Origin of the sequence: Butyrivibrio sp. (assembly GCF_017433805.1) — a bacterium.
Classification (GTDB): Bacteria; Bacillota; Clostridia; order Lachnospirales; family Lachnospiraceae; genus Butyrivibrio.
Map to the genome: position 1 here is coordinate 128686 of NZ_JAFRGN010000013.1, position 16011 is coordinate 144696.

At 40.5% G+C, this 16011-nt stretch carries 14 protein-coding genes; 9 read left to right on the top strand and 5 right to left on the bottom strand.

All coding sequences use genetic code 11. From position 1 onward, the window contains the following. The first annotated feature begins 65 nt into the window (after positions 1-65). Positions 66-326, top strand: a complete 261-nt coding sequence (locus tag IJI01_RS03985) for a hypothetical protein (RefSeq protein WP_292186201.1) — start codon at positions 66-68, stop codon at positions 324-326. A gap of 333 nt (positions 327-659) precedes the next feature. Next, positions 660-1760: a Fic family protein gene (locus IJI01_RS03990; protein WP_292186203.1), complete on the top strand. Its 1101-nt coding sequence runs from the start codon at positions 660-662 to the stop codon at positions 1758-1760. Positions 1761-1838: 78 nt separating this feature from the next. On the opposite strand, the gene fsa is transcribed toward IJI01_RS03990, so the two are convergent. Next, positions 1839-2492, bottom strand: a complete 654-nt coding sequence (gene fsa / locus IJI01_RS03995; RefSeq protein ID WP_292186205.1) for a fructose-6-phosphate aldolase — start codon at positions 2490-2492, stop codon at positions 1839-1841. Positions 2493-2703: 211 nt separating this feature from the next. Here fsa and IJI01_RS04000 point away from each other — a divergent pair, with 211 nt between their 5' ends. The 5 genes from IJI01_RS04000 to IJI01_RS04020 all read left to right on the top strand — a co-directional run bounded on the left by IJI01_RS04000 (position 2704) and on the right by IJI01_RS04020 (position 6995). Further along, positions 2704-4260 carry a sodium:solute symporter family protein gene (locus IJI01_RS04000; RefSeq protein ID WP_292186207.1) on the top strand — a complete coding sequence of 519 codons (1557 nt, stop codon included), beginning with the start codon at positions 2704-2706 and terminating at the stop codon, positions 4258-4260. 24 nt (positions 4261-4284) lie between these two features. Next, on the top strand, positions 4285-4755 hold the full coding sequence (locus IJI01_RS04005; protein WP_292186208.1) for a GNAT family N-acetyltransferase: 471 nt from the start codon (positions 4285-4287) through the stop codon (positions 4753-4755). 80 nt (positions 4756-4835) lie between these two features. Beyond that, the gene (locus IJI01_RS04010; RefSeq protein WP_292186209.1) at positions 4836-5339 is read left to right on the top strand and encodes a hypothetical protein; all 504 of its coding nucleotides are present in this window, start codon (positions 4836-4838) and stop codon (positions 5337-5339) included. A gap of 1 nt (position 5340) precedes the next feature. After that, positions 5341-6465, top strand: a complete 1125-nt coding sequence (locus tag IJI01_RS04015) for a DUF6765 family protein (RefSeq protein WP_292186211.1) — start codon at positions 5341-5343, stop codon at positions 6463-6465. Next, positions 6462-6995 (top strand): DUF308 domain-containing protein, encoded by a 534-nt coding sequence (locus IJI01_RS04020; protein WP_292186213.1) that lies wholly within the window; start codon positions 6462-6464, stop codon positions 6993-6995. Before IJI01_RS04015 ends, IJI01_RS04020 begins: the two co-directional genes overlap by 4 nt. A gap of 88 nt (positions 6996-7083) precedes the next feature. On the opposite strand, the gene IJI01_RS04025 is transcribed toward IJI01_RS04020, so the two are convergent. The 4 genes from IJI01_RS04025 to iorA form a co-directional block, all read right to left on the bottom strand. Continuing rightward, positions 7084-7518, bottom strand: coding sequence for an acetolactate synthase (locus tag IJI01_RS04025; protein WP_292186216.1), 435 nt, complete (start codon positions 7516-7518; stop codon positions 7084-7086). A gap of 69 nt (positions 7519-7587) precedes the next feature. Further along, a complete protein-coding gene (locus tag IJI01_RS04030; RefSeq protein ID WP_292186218.1) occupies positions 7588-8889 on the bottom strand; it encodes a phenylacetate--CoA ligase family protein in 1302 nt (433 codons plus the stop codon). A 55-nt stretch (positions 8890-8944) separates the two neighbouring features. Then, positions 8945-9520: an indolepyruvate oxidoreductase subunit beta gene (locus IJI01_RS04035; RefSeq protein WP_292186221.1), complete on the bottom strand. Its 576-nt coding sequence runs from the start codon at positions 9518-9520 to the stop codon at positions 8945-8947. 5 nt (positions 9521-9525) lie between these two features. Beyond that, positions 9526-11280: an indolepyruvate ferredoxin oxidoreductase subunit alpha gene (iorA, locus tag IJI01_RS04040; protein ID WP_292186224.1), complete on the bottom strand. Its 1755-nt coding sequence runs from the start codon at positions 11278-11280 to the stop codon at positions 9526-9528. A 209-nt stretch (positions 11281-11489) separates the two neighbouring features. Here iorA and IJI01_RS04045 point away from each other — a divergent pair, with 209 nt between their 5' ends. Then, positions 11490-13124 carry a class I adenylate-forming enzyme family protein gene (locus IJI01_RS04045; RefSeq protein WP_292186226.1) on the top strand — a complete coding sequence of 545 codons (1635 nt, stop codon included), beginning with the start codon at positions 11490-11492 and terminating at the stop codon, positions 13122-13124. A 377-nt stretch (positions 13125-13501) separates the two neighbouring features. Then, entirely contained in the window at positions 13502-15979 is a 2478-nt protein-coding gene (locus IJI01_RS04050) for a glycoside hydrolase family 9 protein (RefSeq protein WP_292186228.1), read from the top strand. Positions 15980-16011: the final 32 nt, after the last annotated feature.

Here is a 16011-nt window from a genome sequence, read left to right on the forward strand (position 1 = left end):
CTATTATGTATACATGGTATACTAGTTATGTGTTGAAGATTTATTGATGAGAACTGGAGCATATTATGAGATACGAATATGATTTTAGGTATAAAGATGTTCTTATAAGAAAAAGAGGGAATGGGTTAACACCCGAGATATTGCATAAAGGCGATACTAAATGGAGCGAGCTTATCCCAAGGCCAGATCATAAGGATGAATCATATGCAAGGGCTGTCTATCTAGGCCAGGGTTGTTGGGAAAATCTTGAGACGATATCCGATGATGAAGCTGAAGATATACTCAGATCGTGGGGGTATGATGTTAATCCCCCTGCAGCGCAGTAACTTGCAAAATCAATACAAAATATGCGGGTTTCAGGGGTGTCAAAAGTTAGAGTCATTAAGGCAGTCCACATTCTATCTGTGTTTGAGCTAATTAGCGATGTGACTATAACGTCGCCAGAGAAAATATTTATAAAGTAATAATGGCAACTCAATAATTCTTGGTTTAAGTTTCGATTCGAACGTAGTTTCTTGATGTATTGCAGCGGATCGGAAGATGATGTGAGTGTCACATTTGGAAAGTCATTGTATCATTGTGAAAAATAGTGGAAAAATAGTGTAATTTTAGTGGAATGAATTGAGGGCTTTTGCTATAATCATATAGAGGGAAAACGCATGATAAAAGTAACTTTGACCAATGAAATTCTAAAATATATAACTGAAATAGAGAAGAATCGTTACAAGGTTTCTACAGTAAAACTTTCCAAATCAGTTGCGAATAAGCTTCGCAAAAATTCCAAAAAGAAAAGCTCATATGCATCAAATAAAATTGAAGGTAATCCACTTTCTGAAAAGCAAGTTGATGAAGTAATCGAGAGCGATGAGAGAAAGCATTACCTGAGACCAGAGCAGGAAGTTCGTAATTATTTCTTGGCTCTAAATTACCTTGAAGAAAAGGCTAAGGAGAAGGAAAGGTTTTCAAAAAAACTTATTTTGGATGTCCAAAAGTATGTAGAAAAAGGCGCTTCAAAGGAGAAGATTGGACTTCGAGGTCCTATGCCACCAGGAGTTCTTTTTGCTGTATATGATTCACAAAGTGGAAATCCAGATTACATTCCGCCAGAATACTGCGATATTCCGGAATTATTAGATGAACTTGTAGAGTATGTAAATACTACTGATGACCATCCACTTATTATAGCAGCGGTGGTCCATTATCAATTGGTAACAATCCATCCTTTTGAAGATGGAAATGGAAGAACAGCACGACTGTTGTCTGGGTACATCCTTGATTTGAATGGTTTTGGTTTTAACGGAATTGGATCTTTGGAGGAGTACTTCGCTTACGACATAAATGAGTATTATGAGTCGATACAGATGGGACTACCGGCGTTATATTATTCTGGAAGAGATAATCCACCACATCCTGAAATATGGATTAATTATTTCCTCAGAATGGTGCAGCTCTACTCCAATAGGATATGCGAATTATCAGAAGAATCAAATGCAGATGAAATAAGCGGAAGTGTATCTTATCTAAAAGGTAAAGAGAAGGAGCTGCTTCTTTTTCTGATGAAGAAATATAAACGTGAGTTTACACCTATGGAGGTAAGCAAAGAGCTCGGTGTTACGAACAAAACCGTCATTAATCGTCTTTCAGTTCTTGTAAAGAACGGATTTGTGGTTCCAATTCTAGTAAAAGAAAGAATCAGATCTTACGAACTTAGTGAGCTTACTAGGAACAATGAGAAGGAGATAAAAAAGCTTCTTCAATAAGAGTGACTGTAATAAAAAAAGCTTAGAAAAATCGATTTGATTTTTCTAAGCTTTTATTATATTCAATCAGTTAATCAATTACTCACCAAATACTGCAAGATAGTCCTTCTGGAACTTCTCGATACCAGCATCTGTAAGAGGGTGATGTGTCATCTGCTCGATTACCTTGTAAGGAACTGTAGCGATGTCAGCACCTGCAAGAGCGCAGTCTGTAACGTGCATAGGATGACGGATAGAAGCAGCGATGATCTCTGTCTCAATTCCGTGGATGCTGAAGATCTCAGCAACTTCTGAAATAAGATCTGTACCACGAACGCTGATGTCATCAAGTCTTCCAAGGAATGGGCTAACGAATGCAGCACCTGCTCTAGCGCAAAGAAGAGCCTGGTTAGCTGTGAAGATAAGAGTCATGTTAACCTTGATGCCTTCGCTTGAAAGAACCTTACAAGCCTTAAGACCTTCTACAGTCATAGGAATCTTAACTACCATGTTCTTGTGAAGCTTAGCAATCTCACGTCCCTCAGCGATCATGCCCTCAGCATCAGTTGTTGTAGCCTTAACCTCACCTGAGATAGGACCATCTACGATAGAAGCGATCTCTTTAACTACTTCGTAAACGTCTCTTCCTTCCTTAGCGATAAGTGATGGGTTAGTAGTAACGCCGCAGATAACCCCCATGTCATTAGCTTTTCTAATTTCTTCAATATTGGCTGTGTCAACAAATAATTTCATAACCTTTGCTCCTTTTATAAGATGTAATAAACAACAGACATATAATAACACGGATGTTTAGGTATTTGTTATCTTTTTTTGCTTATTTTTTATTATTTAGTGCTAATAAATATGAAAATATGATTGACTAACACGATTTAAAGCGTTAAAGTATTAAAGACGACATCTTTTAGTCAAAAACATGAATAAAAAGGGGTTATGGAGGGTATTTATGATCATCAAAGTTTTGTTACTTCTAGTTTTCTTCGCCACTATGCTGGCAATCGGTTTTATCTGTAGGAAGAATTCTACTGATGTAAACGGATTTGTTCTTGGTGGAAGATCTGTTGGTCCATGGGTTACAGCATTTGCTTATGGAACATCTTATTTTTCAGCTGTTATCTTCGTAGGTTACGCTGGACAGTTTGGCTGGAAATATGGTATCGCAGCTACATGGGTAGGAATCGGTAATGCGCTTATTGGTTCACTTCTTGCATGGCGTATCCTTGGAAGACGTACCAGAATCATGACTCAACATCTTAATTCTGCTACAATGCCACAGTTCTTTGCTGCAAGATTTGGCGGTAATTCTCTTAAGATAGCTGCTTCAATCATCACATTCATTTTCCTTATTCCTTACACAGCATCTCTTTATAATGGTCTTTCAAGACTTTTTGGAATGGCCTTCAACATTGACTATTCTGTATGTGTTATTGTTATGGCTGTTCTGACAGGTATCTACGTAATCGCAGGCGGATACATGGCTACAGCTATCAACGATTTCATTCAGGGTATCATCATGCTGGTTGGTATCACAGCGGTTGTTCTTTCTGTTCTTGGCAGTAAGGGCGGATTTCTTGCTTCTCTTGACGGACTTGCAAGAATTTCTGACGAGACAGTATCAACAACTCCTGGTATTTTCGCTTCTTTCTTTGGACCAGATCCACTTAACCTTCTAGGTGTTGTAATCCTTACATCTCTTGGAACCTGGGGACTTCCTCAGATGGTTCAGAAATTCTATGCAATTAAGAGTGAGAAGTCTATTTCAAAGGGAACTATCGTTTCAACAATGTTTGCGTTTATAGTTGCTGGTGGATGCTACTTCCTTGGCGGCTTTGGACGTCTTTTCTCAGACAGAGTAGACATTGCAGCAGGCGGATATGACAGCATCATTCCTGCAATGCTTTCAGGACTTCCTGATATTCTCATTGCAGTAGTTGTTGTCCTTGTTTTATCGGCTTCTATGTCAACACTTTCATCACTTGTTCTTACAAGTAGCTCAACTCTTACACTGGATCTTTTAAAGGGCCATGTGGTAAAAGATATGGATGAAAAGAAGCAGCTCTTTATCATGAGATTTTTGATCGTTGTATTCGTTGCTATTTCAGTAGTTATCGCAATTGTTCAGTACAAGCAGAACGTTACATTTATTGCTCAGCTCATGGGTGTTTCATGGGGCGCACTTGCAGGAGCTTTCCTTGCACCATTCCTTTATGGCTTATATTGGAAGGGCACAACCAAGGCAGGCGTATGGTGCAGCTTTGTGTTCTCAACTGTAGTTATGCTTGCCAACATGCTTGTTCGTAGCAGCTTCCCAGCTCTTTTACAGTCACCTATTAACGCTGGTGCATTCTGCATGATCGCTGGTCTTGTGATTGTTCCTGCTGTATCAGCATTTACCAAAAAGCCTGATAAGGCACTGGTTGACGGCGCATTTGCATGCTACAATAAAGAAGTTCTTGTTCATCAGAGCACATCACTTTCTGATGAGAACGAGGGAGTTGCCTGAAGCTATTGGATAAGGGAGGATAATATGGACATCAGACGAGCTAAGGTACGAGATATTGACAGCATTTTGAATTTACTTGGACAGGTACTTGAGCTACATGCCCATATACGTCCGGATGTTTTTGTATCAGGTACTACTAAGTACAGTAGAGAAGAGTTAAAAGAAATACTTATAGATAATAAAAGACCCATATATGTTGCAGTAGACAAAAACGATACTGTAATGGGATATGCATTCTGCATCCTAAAGGAGCAGCCTTTTGCCAGTACAATGGTTCCGTTCACATCTCTTTTTGTTGATGATCTGTGTGTGGATCAACATTTCAGAGATCAGCATGTTGGAACCAGGCTCTTTGAATTCGTCAAAGAGGAGGCTAGAAAACTTGGCTGCTATGAAGTTAGCTTAAATGTCTGGGAAGGCAATGAAAGTGCCAGAAAGTTCTATGACAAGATGGGAATGCGAGTTAAAGAAACACAGATGGAGCTCATTTTATGAGCTCCATTTTTTATGCATTATGATTGTGATATAATTAATGTATTAACGAAATAATAACTATTTCTTTTCTGGAGATTAGTATGGACGAAGAGGTAAAATCACTTCTTAGAAAATATAAATCTAATATATCAATCAGCGGTGTTTACGTTATCTTGTATTCCATTTGGATCACCTTTAAATTCTTTTTATCGATCGCGTATGGAGCAGATAACATCTATGATATTGTCGGCGTAGATGAATCTGTTTATGATGGATTCAAATATTTTCTGATTGGTGCTGTAATGCTTGTGTTTTTAATATCAATTCTTTTTCATGTAAGGATTGGACTTGGGGCTGTTAAATTTAGCAAGGTTGATATTACGAGCAAAAAGAGAATCAGAAAAGGCTTTCTGGTATGGGCAATTATCTATGCCTTTTTTTCAATCCTTGGACTGTTTAACTATAACGACAAATTTTCTGATTCAGATACCATAGATACTATTATTGTTGCTGTGGTACTTGATATGACACTCATATTTCTTTTGCTTGATATGATCTATTCCTCATTTAAAGTTCTTAAGATTAAAAAGGAGCTAAATAGCTGATATGCAGATAGATTTTCATTATTATGCCACCTACTGCGCGGCAATCATAGCTGGCTACGAGCATGAAGAAGCGCTTGATATTGCTTATAGTGCGCAGCTTGTGGATCTATGCTCAAAAACCTTTTTAAACAGAATAAAAGCGCCTCATATTGCTGCGACAACTCAGCTACAGCTTGAGATGATGGATGCAAGAACTGATATTTTGGGACTTCAGGAGATAACCAGGATATGGGCATCCTTCCATTTCCTTCCTCGTGATCTGTACGTCCAAAAGCCTCATAGAACTAAGAGATACATGCATAAATACAGACTCATCTGTGGGCCTAATGGCGATCTTGTAGTTAAGACAGTTGAACTTGCCAAAAATAAGCCACTTCAATCTGTTGGAATAGCAATGCATGTACTTGCTGATACCTGGGCACATATGAATTTTGCCGGGACTCCTTCGCTTGTAATAAATAATACTACTAACGAATTTACTGAAATTTATACTTCTGATGATGGCACAGAGTGTGAGAGGAGTATCAAATTCAGACATAGTGCTACAGCTCCTGACGATCTTGAGAAAGGCTTATTTACAAACAGTCTTTTTCAGGGGAATGAACACTCCATAATGAATCTGGGACATGGAAGAGCAGGGCATTTACCTGATTACTCTTATATGAAGTATAGGTATGTTCCAGCCTGGAATGATTACAAGGACATAGTAAAAGACAATCCATCTGACTATATGATGGCCTTTGCTCAGATGGTTCAGGCGATGAAGTACCTTAGAGGTGAAATAGAAGTATTTGAGAAAGATACTTACGCCTTTGACGATATTAGTCAGTTCAAAGACCAGATAGATTCCATACTTAGGAAAAAGCAGCCAGATGCTTCAGATGACTGGAAGGCATTTGGAGAAAGCCTTTCGGGAAAAGAAATACCTGCTTTTGACTCAGATAAGTATATAGAGGAGTTTAATAACTCCAATAGACGAAACAGAAGTAGGACTTTTCTAGCTAAATTCATTATGGGAGCTATTTCTCACAAGGGAATGGTAACTAATGAGATATTTAAATCTGGTAATATACTGACAGGATTTACCAAAGAAATCCGTATTCCTAAAAAAGAGGAGACTGCATGACAACATTTCAGAAAATATCAGTGCTAATATATTCGCTGGCTACCATAGCGCTGGCAATAATAATTATGAGAATGCCTGAGCTTGGCTATAGCCTGATAGTTATTTTGATTTCACTTATACTTTTAGTAAGCGGAATTAAAGAGCTATATGATTTTTTTACTCTCACAAGATTTATGGTTGGTGGTAAAAGAGCTCTATATAAGGGAGTTTTCCTCTTGGATATAGGTCTTTTTACAGGTACTTTGTATGACCTTCCAAGGGGTTATATACTGATGTACCTTGCACTTATACATGGCTTTGCTGGCCTTGTGGAGATATTAAGAGTTAATGAGACAAGGAAGTATGGTGCTACTACCTGGAAGTTTAAATTTGCCCATGGCCTTTTTGATATTTTCCTTGCAATAGCATGTATTGCCTTTAGCTCCAAGCATAATACAGTTGTGCTGATATATTGCTTTGGTCTTATTTATTCAGCCCTCGGTAATATTGTCAATGTATTCAGGAAGAATACATTTATCTATATACAGTAGTTATTTTCATAGAGAATAAAAAAGGATTGTTTCGATACAGTAAATACTGCAACGAAGCAATCCTTATTTTTGATAATAGATATATGAATCAGATATTTGCGATATCTTCCTGTGAGAGGATCTTAAGGCCCTTACCTGTGAGCTTAGCTTCAGCAGCCTTAGTATCACCTACACGGAAGATCATGTAAGCATGGCCCTCTGTGCCTCTTCCTGGGAAAGCATACATGTACTCGATATTGACATCAGCATTGGCAAATACATCAAGAAGCTTATCAAGTCCGCCTGCTTCATCAGGGATCTCAACTGCAAGAACAGGAGTGAGGCTTGCGACAAAGTCATTTTCCTTTAAGGTGTTAACTGCCTCAAGAGCATCATCTACAATGATTCTTGCAATACCAAAATCCTTGGTCTCGGCAAGAGAGGTAGCACGCATATCTATATTGTTTTTGGCCATAACACTGGTGAGCTTTTTGAGAGTTCCAGGTTTGTTTTCAAGAAAGACGGATATCTGTTTTATACTCATATTTGCCTCCTATAAAGTATCTAACTATAGTTTACTCTTTACGTGTGTGTTTGTGCAATTAAACAGATATTAAATCTTACGCTTGTCTATTACACGGACAGCTTTGCCTTCTGATCTGGCAATTGACTTAGGAGCAAGGAGTGAGATACGAACCTTGATACCAAGCATTGAATGCATGTCTGTTGCAAGCTTTTTCTGACGTTCCTCGATTTCACCAACGTTATCTGTGAACATCTCAGGAGTCATCTCAACCTGTACATCCAAAGAGTCTGTATTATTCTGACGGTCTACAACAATCTGGTAATTTGCAGCATAACCATTGTTGAGAAGAACAGTTTCGATCTGGCTAGGGAATACGTTAACGCCTCTGACGATGAGCATATCATCTGAGCGGCCCATAGGCTTAGCCATCTTGATAAAGGTTCTTCCGCAGGAGCATTTACCCCTTGTGAGTTTACAGATGTCTCTTGTACGATATCTGATCATTGGGAAGGCTTCCTTGTCTACAGCTGTGAAGACAAGCTCACCCTGTGAACCTTCTGGAAGAACTTCTTCTGTATCTGGATCAATGATCTCTGCAATGAAGTGGTCCTCATTGATGTGCATACCATCCTGAGCAGAGCACTCATAAGCAACACCAGGACCAGATAATTCTGTAAGACCATAGATGTCATAAGCCTTGATTCCAAGAGAAGACTCAATTTCCTGACGCATTTCTTCACTCCATGCCTCAGCACCGAAGATACCAGCCTTAAGAGGAATATCCTCAGGAGCATAGCCTTCTTCTTTGTATCTCTCTGAAATATAAGCAGCGTAGCTAGGAGTGCAGCAGATGATGGTTGCACCAAGATCCTGAATGAACATCATCTGTCTGTCAGTGTTACCGGAGCTGATAGGAACTGTAAGGCAGCCTACCTTGTGAGAACCGCCGTTAAGACCAGCGCCGCCTGTGAACAGACCAAAGCCGTATGCAACCTGACAAATATCTTCATTAGTTCCACCAGCAGCTACGATTGCTCTTGCGCAGCAGTCTTCCCAGAGGTCAATATCATGCTGAGTATAAAAAGCTACAACACGCTTGCCAGTAGTTCCTGAAGTTGAGTGGATACGTACGCAGTCCTTCATAGGAGCTCCAAGAAGTCCTGTAGGATATGCATCTCTTAAATCCTTTTTGGATAAAAATGGGAGCTTATGAAGGTCATCTACTGACTTAATGTCGTCAGGCGTTACACCTTTTTCTTCCATTTTTTTGCGGTAGTATGGGACATTATCCCATACACGCTTAACCTGTTTAACAAGCTTTTCGCTCTGAATCCTCCTAAGTTCATCGACGGAGGCAGTTTCTATTTCTTTCTGATAGTATTGCTCCATAAGTTTTCTCCCAAGCTAACTTTTCCCATTTATAAACGTTAATTAGTTACATTTTTCAAGCGTGATTTTTGCCAAGCTCAAAGGCCTTTTTGTTCATCTCGAGGAACTTGGCTGGAACATTGGCTTCAAGTGATTTCATCCATGCATCCTCTGGAAGATCGAAGTAGTGAGAGAGTCTTCCAAGAAGAACGATGTTAACAGCCTTGGCTGAACCAGCTTCCTCTGCAAGTGAGAGACAGTCAAGAGCATCTACCTTGGCACCTGTAGCCTTTAACTTGCTCACAAGATCAGCAGGATATTCAGCTGCACCTGTAATAACAGGCATTGGATCGATCTGCTGAGTATTAGTTACGATCTGTCCATCCTTTTTGAGGAATGGAAGCCATCTGGCAGCCTCTAATGCCTCGAAGGATACGATGAAATCAGCTTCTCCTTTATCAATGACAGGAGAGTAAACCTTATCTCCATATCTTACGTATGTTACAACGCTGCCACCTCTTTGGCTCATTCCGTGGACTTCTGAAACCTTAACATCATAGCCCTGATTGAGAAGAAGGTGACCCAGTAATTTGCTGGCAAGAAGAGAACCCTGTCCTCCAACGCCAACAATCATAATATTCTTAGTTTCCATAGTAATCATGCCTCCCTTTCTGGAGCTTCAAGGGCTCCTACTGGACAAAGCTGACTACATACGTTGCAGCCAACGCAAAGTGTTGTATCAATGCTAGCCTTGCCATCCTTCATGGAAATAGCAGGGCAGCCAATTCTCATACATGACTTACAGCCAACGCACTTGTCGGTGTTAACCTTAAGTGGTTTGTTGTGCTTAACATATTTAAGAAGAGCACATGGTCTTCTGGAAATAATTACAGAAGGAGCATCAACTGCAAGTTCTTCCTTTATTACCTTGTCACATTCATCAAGGTTATATGGATCAACAACTCTTACGCGCTCAAAGCCCATAGCCTTGCAAAGTGCCTCGAGATCGATTTTACCAGCTGGATCACCCTTGATGTTGTAGCCTGTTGTAGGGTTCTGCTGATGGCCTGTCATACCTGTAATAGAGTTATCTACGATAACTATTGTGGAATTAGACTGGTTATAAGCAACGTTAGCAAGCCCTGTCATACCGGAATGCATAAAGGTTGAATCACCGATAACAGCTACAGTCTTATGCTCGCTTTCTGCGCCGCGAACCTTATTAAAGCCGTGAAGAGCACCAATAGAAGCGCCCATGCAAAGTGTCATTTCAATTGCACCAAGTGGTGGAACAGCACCAAGTGTATAGCATCCGATATCACCAAGAACAGTGCAGTTATTCTTTTTAAGAGTGTAGAACAAACCTCTGTGAGGGCAGCCTGCGCACATTACTGGAGGTCTGTTAGGTATATTTTCTTCAAGGGTAAAAGAACTAGCGACTTCCTTATCAAAGGATTTGGCAATGAGTGTTTGTGAAAACTCATCACAGATAGGAAGAAGGTCTTTGCCTGTAACTTCAAGCCCAAGAGACTTAACGTGATTTTCGATGATAGGATCAAGCTCCTCTACAACGTAGAGCTTATCTACTTTGGCAGCGAAGTCCTTAATAAGGTTCTCTGGAAGAGGATTGGTCATTCCTAGCTTGAGAACGCTTACGCTGTCACCAAATACCTCTTTTACGTACTGATATGAAGTGGAGCAGGTGATGATACCAATCTTGGTATCGCCCATTTCAACTCTGTTAAGAGGGCAGTTCTCAGCATATGCAATGAGATCCTTGGTACGCTGCTCAACGATAGGATGACGCTTTTTGGCATTACCTGGCATCATAACGTACTTGGCAATGTTCTTCTCATATGGCTTATCAGGTACAGTTCTTTCGCCTGTTTCTACGATAGACTGTGAATGAGCAACTCTTGTGCACATCTTGAGAAGAACAGGAGTATCGAACTTCTCGGATAATTCATAAGCAAGTTTAGTAAATTCAAGAGCTTCTGCAGAATCTGAAGGCTCTATCATAGGAACCTTGGCTGCAATTGCATGATGCCTAGAATCCTGCTCGTTCTGTGAAGAGTGCATACCTGCATCATCAGCTACAACGATAACGAGACCAGCGTTAACTCCTGTATATGACATTGTATAAAGTGGATCTGCTGCCACATTGAGACCAACGTGCTTCTGAGCACAGAATGCTCTTCGACCAGCGAGTGATGCACCAAAGGCTGACTCCATAGCAACCTTCTCGTTAGGTGCCCATTCACAATAGATTTCTTCATATTTAGCAGCTTCTTCTGTTACCTCAGTACTGGGAGTTCCAGGATAACTTGAGATAAAACAGACGCCGGCCTCATAGAGACCACGGGCAACAGCCTTATTGCCCAGCATGAGCTGCTTAGTGTTTGACAAACTCATTAAAATACCTCCTACAAAACTTCTTTTTTAGCGCATTAAACTGCAAAACAAGTTTATGGTTTAAAGCGATAAAGTAAACCCTTATAACAGAATAATAAAATTGGTCAATAAAATCAAGTTAAATTCGTAAGAGTGTTTGACCTTTTAATTTAAATTCGATATACTGTACTTTAGTACTTTAAAGCGTACAAGAAGGGGATTACAATATTATGCCGATTACAGATTTACTAGAACGAAACAGCAAACTTTATGGGGAAGAGGTTGCTCTTGTTGAGATCAATCCCGAGATCAGGGAGGAACAGAGAGTTACTTGGAAAGAATATGAACTGATCCAGCCTACATCAACAGCATATTACAGGAGACAGATCACCTGGTCTGTATTTGATGAAAAGGCTAACAGAGTAGCCAACATGCTCATGGAAAGAGGAATCAAGAAGGGGCAGAAATGTGCGATTCTTCTAATGAACTGCCTTGAGTGGTTACCAATATACTTTGGAATTCTTAAATCAGGAGCAATAGCTGTTCCGCTTAACTTCAGATTTGATTCAGAGGAAATTGACTATTGTTTAAAGGCTTCTGACTCCGACGTTTTATTCTATGGTCCAGAATTCATTGGACGTATTGAGGATATCGCTCAGAAGCTTAAAAAGGAAATGCTTCTATATTACGTAGGAGATCAGTGTCCATCCTATGCTGAGGACTACTTCAGGCAGGCATCAAATGCTTCATCTGTTGCACCTAGAGTTTTAATAGAAGATAGCGACGATGCTGCAATTTACTTCTCATCAGGTACAACAGGATTTCCTAAGGCTATTTTACATATACATACAGCTCTTATGCAGTCTGCCAAGATGGAAGCTATGCATCACGAGACAACTCATAATGATTGTTTTCTTTGCATACCTCCGCTGTACCACACTGGTGCCAAGATGCACTGGTTTGGCTCACTCTTTACAGGAAGCAGAGCAGTTCTTTTGAAAGGTAATTCTCCAGAGGCGGTTTTCAGAGCTGTTTCTGAGGAGCATTGTACAATAGTCTGGCTCCTTGTTCCGTGGGCACAGGACATTCTGGCTGCACTTGATAGTGGTAAGCTCAAAATAGAAGATTACAAGCTGTCTCAGTGGAGACTCATGCACATAGGTGCTCAGCCAATTCCACCAAGTCTTGTAAGACACTGGCTTGAGTACTTCCCAGATCATAAGTATGACACCAACTACGGATTATCTGAATCAACTGGTCCTGGCTGTGTGCACCTTGGAATGGAAAATGTTCATAAGGTTGGAGCTATCGGAGTTCCAGGCTACGGCTGGAAGACCAAAATTGTTGACGAGGAAGGCAAGCCTGTTACCCAGGGCGAGATCGGAGAGCTTTGTGTTAAGGGACCTGGTGTAATGGTATGCTATTACAAGAATAAAGAAGCTACAGATGAAATCCTCAAGGATGGCTGGCTCTTTACAGGAGATATGGCTCGTCAGGATGAGGACGGTTTCATATTCCTTGTAGATCGTAAAAAGGATGTTATTATTTCTGGTGGTGAGAACCTGTATCCAGTTCAGATTGAGAACTTCCTCATGAAGAATGATAAGATTCATGACGCTGCTGTAATAGGTCTTTCAGATGCCAGACTTGGTGAAATTGCTGCAGCCATCATTCAGGTAAAAGAGGGTATGACTCTTACTGAGGAAGAGGTCAATGCTTTCTGTGTTGATCTTCCAAGGTATAAGAGACCTAGAAAAATCATTTTTGATCACGTTATTCGAAACGCTACAGGTAAGATAGATAAACCGAAACTTCGCGAGAAATACTGCGGAGACCACCTTGTTGAGAAACAGAATCAGGGCTAATACGAAAAAAGATTTAATGAAGGATATCAGTTTACGAAAACTGATATCCTTTTTTCGTTAATAAATTAGTGATACTTAAAGCAAAAAAGTGTTAAGTAAAATGTAACAAAATTTAAAAAACAATTAAAAATATATTAAAAAACATTTACAAGCTAAAACGTTTAAGTTAATATAAGTATTGAAATTTACTGACAATTATGCCAGATGTATCTGAATATTACAAAAATGTAAAAGCTTTCAGAATACTACGAATATTGTAACAATTTCGAAATGAAGTATTTAAGCCATTTTCTCGGAAACTAGTTCTTGATTTTGATGATATCTAGCGCGCAGATATCGTTTAAATAACATAACAATTTAAGGAGGGAATGTGTTTTATGCATAAAGTAACAAAAACTTTTTGCAAAAAGGCATTGGTATGTTCGTTATCAGCTTTTATGGTGGTTGGAGGACTTAGTCTTCCTTCAGTAAATGTAAAGGCTGCTGGCAACTACAATTATGGGGATGCGTTGGCGAAATCATTGTTGTTCTATCAGCTTCAGGAGTCAGGTAAGCTTTCAGAGGAAACCTTATCAAGAACTAACTGGAGAGCTGACTCAGGATTAAACGATGGTAGAGATAATGGCCTTGATCTTACAGGCGGATGGTATGATGCAGGTGATAACGTTAAGTTCAATCTGCCTATGGCATATTCATCTATGATCCTTGGATGGTCATATCTTAACAATCCTAAGGCATATACCCAGTCAGGCCAGGAAAAGTGGATGCTCCACGACATTCAGTGGGCCAATGACTATTTTGTAAAATGTAATCCAGATTCAAGTACTTACTACTATCAGGTAGGTGACGGCGGCAAGGATCACGGCTTCTGGGGAGCTCCAGAACTTGTTGAGCTCAAGATGGACAGACCTTCATACAAGGTAGATGACACTTCAGCTAATGGTGGTTCATGTGTTACAGGTGAAGCTGCAGCATCTCTTGCAGTTGCTTCTCTTGTATTCAAGAACTCTGATCCTTCACTTAGCGCTACATATTTAGCACACGCTAAGACTCTTTTCGGAATGGCAGAAAGAGCTAAGAGTGATGCAGGATATACGGCTGCTAGCGGATTCTATACATCCTATAGTGGATTCTATGATGAGCTTGCACTTGCAGGCTGCTGGTTATACAAGGCTACAGGCGACAAGACTTACCTTACAAAGGCTGAGCAGTATGCTGAGAACTTTGGTACAGAGTTCCAGGGCGGCACAGAAATGGCTTACTCATGGACAATGTCATGGGATGATACTCACATGGGCGCTTGCCTTCTTCTTGCAGAACTTACAGGAAAAGATAAGTACTACACAGCTATCGAGAACAGTATCGATTGCTGGAATGGTAAGCTTGCAGGATCAAATCCTATTACAATCAGCCCTGGCGGACTTTCATTCCTCAGCCAGTGGGGATCAGTTCGTTATGCTAACAACCAGGCTTTCATAGATGCAATCTATGTAGGACTTGATAAGGCTGACAGCCAGCACATTGCTGATGCTAATGCTTACATCGAGAGAACTGTTAACTACACACTTGGAAGTTCAGGACAGAACTTCATGGTTGGTTACAACTCACAGTCACCTAAGAATCCTCACCACAGAGCAGCTCATGGTTGCTGGTCAAACAACCTCAATGCTGAGCCTAAGACATCAAGACATACACTTGTTGGTGCTGTTGTAGGTGGACCAAGTGGTGCTAACGACAGTTACGTTGACGATCGTAGCGATTATATCGCTAACGAAGTTGCTTGCGATTATAATGCAGGCTTCACAGGCGCATGTGCATATCTCTATGAGAAGAATGGTTACGGCGCTGTAGCAACTCCAACTGCTATTGAGCAGACTGATGGAGGAGAGTTCGTTCTTAAGGCTGGCATCAATGCTCAGGATAAGAACAACAAGATCAACTTTGTTGAGATCAAGGCTGTTATCGAGAACCATACAGCTTGGCCAGCAAGACTTTCAGATAACCTTACACTTCGTCTGTTCTTTGACCTTAGCGACGTTATCGCACAGGGCTACAAGGCTTCAGACATGACTGTTTCTACAACATACATGCAGCATAAGGTTAGAATTTCTGACTTCCAGCCTTCTGATCAGGCAGGTATCTACTACGTAGATGTTGACCTTACAGGCGCTCAGATCTATCCAGGCGGACAGAGCGAGTGCAAGTGCGAGCTTCAGCTCAGATTCACAGCTCCTGGTAAGTGGGATTATTCTAATAGCCCTTGCGTAAAGGGACTTGGCGGCACAAGCAACAATCAGATGGCTACACCTAACGGAATGCAGCTCTTTGAGGGATCAAAGCTTGTACTTGGCGAAGGATATGCTCCAGAGCCTGTTGTAATTCCAGATCCAATCGTTATCGTAGATCCTGATCCAGTAGATCCAGATCCTGTTGATCCTATCGAGCCAGATGATCCAGTAGATCCAGATCCAGTTGATCCAGTAGAGCCGGATGATCCTATCGAGCCAGACGATCCAGTAGAGCCAGATGATCCAATCATCGTTCCAGATCCTGTTGTTACAGGCGACTTCAAGGCTGAGTACACACTCAATAACTGGGGTTCAGGTTATCAGGTTCTTATCAAGGTTAAGAACGATACAGATAAGAGAACAAATTCTTGGGTACTTAAGGTTAACAAGAAGGATGTTGGTATCGATTCAAGCTGGTGCGTAAACGTTGATGAAGATGCTAATTACTACATCATTACACCAATGTCATGGAACGCATCACTTGAGCCAGGCGGATCAACTGAATTTGGTATTCAGGGATCAAGCCATCTTAACAACACTGTTGAGATTATTGCAGAAGCAAAATAAAAAACTTACAGTTATCGTCCACAGCCTTAGGG

What these genes read in the sequence shown, in the direction of transcription:
- IJI01_RS03985 (WP_292186201.1), top strand. Translation starts at nt 66, where the DNA reads ATGAGATACGAATATGATTTTAGGTATAAAGATGTTCTTATAAGAAAA.
- IJI01_RS03990 (WP_292186203.1), top strand. Translation starts at nt 660, where the DNA reads ATGATAAAAGTAACTTTGACCAATGAAATTCTAAAATATATAACTGAA.
- fsa (WP_292186205.1), bottom strand. Translation starts at nt 2,492, where the DNA reads ATGAAATTATTTGTTGACACAGCCAATATTGAAGAAATTAGAAAAGCT.
- IJI01_RS04000 (WP_292186207.1), top strand. Translation starts at nt 2,704, where the DNA reads ATGATCATCAAAGTTTTGTTACTTCTAGTTTTCTTCGCCACTATGCTG.
- IJI01_RS04005 (WP_292186208.1), top strand. Translation starts at nt 4,285, where the DNA reads ATGGACATCAGACGAGCTAAGGTACGAGATATTGACAGCATTTTGAAT.
- IJI01_RS04010 (WP_292186209.1), top strand. Translation starts at nt 4,836, where the DNA reads ATGGACGAAGAGGTAAAATCACTTCTTAGAAAATATAAATCTAATATA.
- IJI01_RS04015 (WP_292186211.1), top strand. Translation starts at nt 5,341, where the DNA reads ATGCAGATAGATTTTCATTATTATGCCACCTACTGCGCGGCAATCATA.
- IJI01_RS04020 (WP_292186213.1), top strand. Translation starts at nt 6,462, where the DNA reads ATGACAACATTTCAGAAAATATCAGTGCTAATATATTCGCTGGCTACC.
- IJI01_RS04025 (WP_292186216.1), bottom strand. Translation starts at nt 7,518, where the DNA reads ATGAGTATAAAACAGATATCCGTCTTTCTTGAAAACAAACCTGGAACT.
- IJI01_RS04030 (WP_292186218.1), bottom strand. Translation starts at nt 8,889, where the DNA reads ATGGAGCAATACTATCAGAAAGAAATAGAAACTGCCTCCGTCGATGAA.
- IJI01_RS04035 (WP_292186221.1), bottom strand. Translation starts at nt 9,520, where the DNA reads ATGGAAACTAAGAATATTATGATTGTTGGCGTTGGAGGACAGGGTTCT.
- iorA (WP_292186224.1), bottom strand. Translation starts at nt 11,280, where the DNA reads ATGAGTTTGTCAAACACTAAGCAGCTCATGCTGGGCAATAAGGCTGTT.
- IJI01_RS04045 (WP_292186226.1), top strand. Translation starts at nt 11,490, where the DNA reads ATGCCGATTACAGATTTACTAGAACGAAACAGCAAACTTTATGGGGAA.
- IJI01_RS04050 (WP_292186228.1), top strand. Translation starts at nt 13,502, where the DNA reads ATGCATAAAGTAACAAAAACTTTTTGCAAAAAGGCATTGGTATGTTCG.